Annotated in this window: 2 protein-coding genes; both read right to left on the bottom strand. The window is 41.9% G+C overall.

The window, feature by feature from the left end; genetic code table 11:
* On the bottom strand, positions 1 to 1,231 hold a 1,231-nt coding region (locus ACEW8O_RS00825), incomplete at its 3' end, for a cytochrome c biogenesis protein CcdA (RefSeq protein WP_373492722.1).
* A gap of 118 nt (positions 1,232 to 1,349) precedes the next feature.
* On the bottom strand, positions 1,350 to 2,143 hold a 794-nt coding region (locus ACEW8O_RS00820; protein WP_373492721.1), incomplete at its 5' end, for a M20/M25/M40 family metallo-hydrolase.

Here is a 2,143-nt window from a genome sequence, read left to right as displayed (position 1 = left end):
TCAGCCAACCACCTGATTTAGGAAGGGAATTCAGCCACTCAGGGAATATGGCAAACAAAGTAAATGGTATCGCAAATGCCAATGAAAAGGCAAACATCCCTGCAATTGGAGTGATAAAGTCTCCTCCGGCTGCTTTGATCAGAATAGAACCAACGATCGGACCGGTACATGAAAAGGAAACCAATACCAATGTAAAGGCCATAAAGAAAATCCCGGTCAAGCCCCCTTTATCTGCTTTCGCATCTATCTTATTTACAAAACTACTTGGCAAAGTCAATTCGAACATGCCAAGGAATGCAAAAGCAAAGAAGATAAAAACCAAAAAGAAAAAGACGTTGGGCGCCCAATGGGTAGAAAGCCAATTGGCAAATTCAGGTCCTTGAATCGCCGCTACCGCTGTACCGGCAATGGTATAAATGGCAATAATGGACAATCCATATATTGAAGCATTCCTAATACCTGAAATCCGGGATTTTGACCTACCTGTAAAAAAAGTCACCGTCATCGGAATCATGGGGAAAACACAGGGTGTCAGTAATGCTGCCAAACCTGCCAAAAATGCGATAAACATAAATCCCAATAAGCCTCCCTGACTTTCATCTTCATTGAGATCAATATAGGTTCTTTCCTGAGGCTCTAATCCTGAGATTGCCTCCGGATTTTCATCTTCCTCGATTTTAGTAATTTCTTCAGAGGATTGTTCATCTGTTCCTTCTATTTCTACTGCAGGCGATGGCGTATTTGTATCTGAAGGCTTCGCGGAAGCTTTGAGGGTGAAATCTTCTTCAAAGGGTATGCATTGCCCGGTAACATCCGTACACATCTGATAATCAATGGATCCTACGATATTGATATTGGCTGCGGTAATTTTTATTTTCTGCTCAAATGCTCCGTTTCCAATAAAGTAGGTGACATCCCCTTCCCAAATTTCATCATATTTTTTTCGGGGATTGATGGCTTTTAGGCTACCTACCAATGCAATACCCTCAGATTTGCTGAGCGTCAATTCAGTTAACATGGGCCCCAAGTCGGGATCAAAGTCATTGGAATAGATATACCAGTCTTTTGGGATTTGGGCCTTGAATACCAATGTAACCTCATCTCCCACTTTCAAATCCTTCTCCTCAATTTGGATATTCCATTGTGGAGGGGAAATGATCTGGGTAAAACCAGCTGTACTGTATGCAAGTAAAAGGAAAAGAATCAGTGAATGTCTAAGATATTTTGCCATTTCGGTGTGATATAAGCGCAACTGATTGGTAAAGGAGATTTTTTTGGAAATAGTTCAGGGATTAAATTCTTCAAGGGGTACCAAGGAATCTTGGTACCCCTTGAAGAATTTAAAAATATTATTTGTTAGCTTCTGATCTGAAATACTTGAAGAACAACGAAATCGTTTCAATTCCCATCAGGTAATTTTTGACACCATAATGCTCATTTGGCGAATGCAGGGCATCAGTATCGAGACCAAAACCAAGGAGAATCGGATCCAATCCAAGTTCTTTCTGGAAAAGTGAACAAATGGGTATGGAACCTCCTTCTCTTGTTGGGATTGCTTTTTTTCCAAAGGCTTCTTGAATGGCTAAGTCTGCGGCACGGTATCCGGAAGTATCTGTGGATACTACCGCCGGGGCACCGCCATGATGGGGGATAACTTTTACCTTGACAGACTTTGGAGCAATGGATTTGATATGATTTTCGAATAATTTAGCAATTTCTTTATGGTCTTGATCGGGAACCAAGCGCATGGAAATTTTTGCAAAGGCTTTGGAAGGCAAGACCGTTTTTGCACCTTCTCCCGTATAACCACCCCAGATGCCATTGACATCTAAGGTAGGTCGGATTCCGACTCTCTCAACTGTGGTAAAGCCTTTTTCTCCATGTACATCTGCTACATCAAGTTCCTTTTTGTATGCTTCCAGATCAAATGGGGCTTTGTTCAACGCATCCCTGTATGATTTGGAATATTCCTCCACCTTGTCATAAAATCCAGGAATGGTAATGTGGCTGTTTTCGTCCTGCAAAGAAGCAATCATCTTGCAAAGAATATTGATGGGATTACCTACAGCACCGCCATAAGTCCCGGAATGCAGGTCTCTGTTTGGTCCGGTCACTTCTACTTGCATATAGGCAAGACCTCTTA

This window comes from Aquiflexum sp. (genome assembly GCF_041749095.1).
In the GTDB taxonomy this organism is placed as follows: Bacteria; Bacteroidota; Bacteroidia; order Cytophagales; family Cyclobacteriaceae; genus Aquiflexum.
The sequence above is the reverse complement of the archived record's forward strand: the minus strand, read 5'-3'. Positions and strand labels throughout refer to the sequence as shown.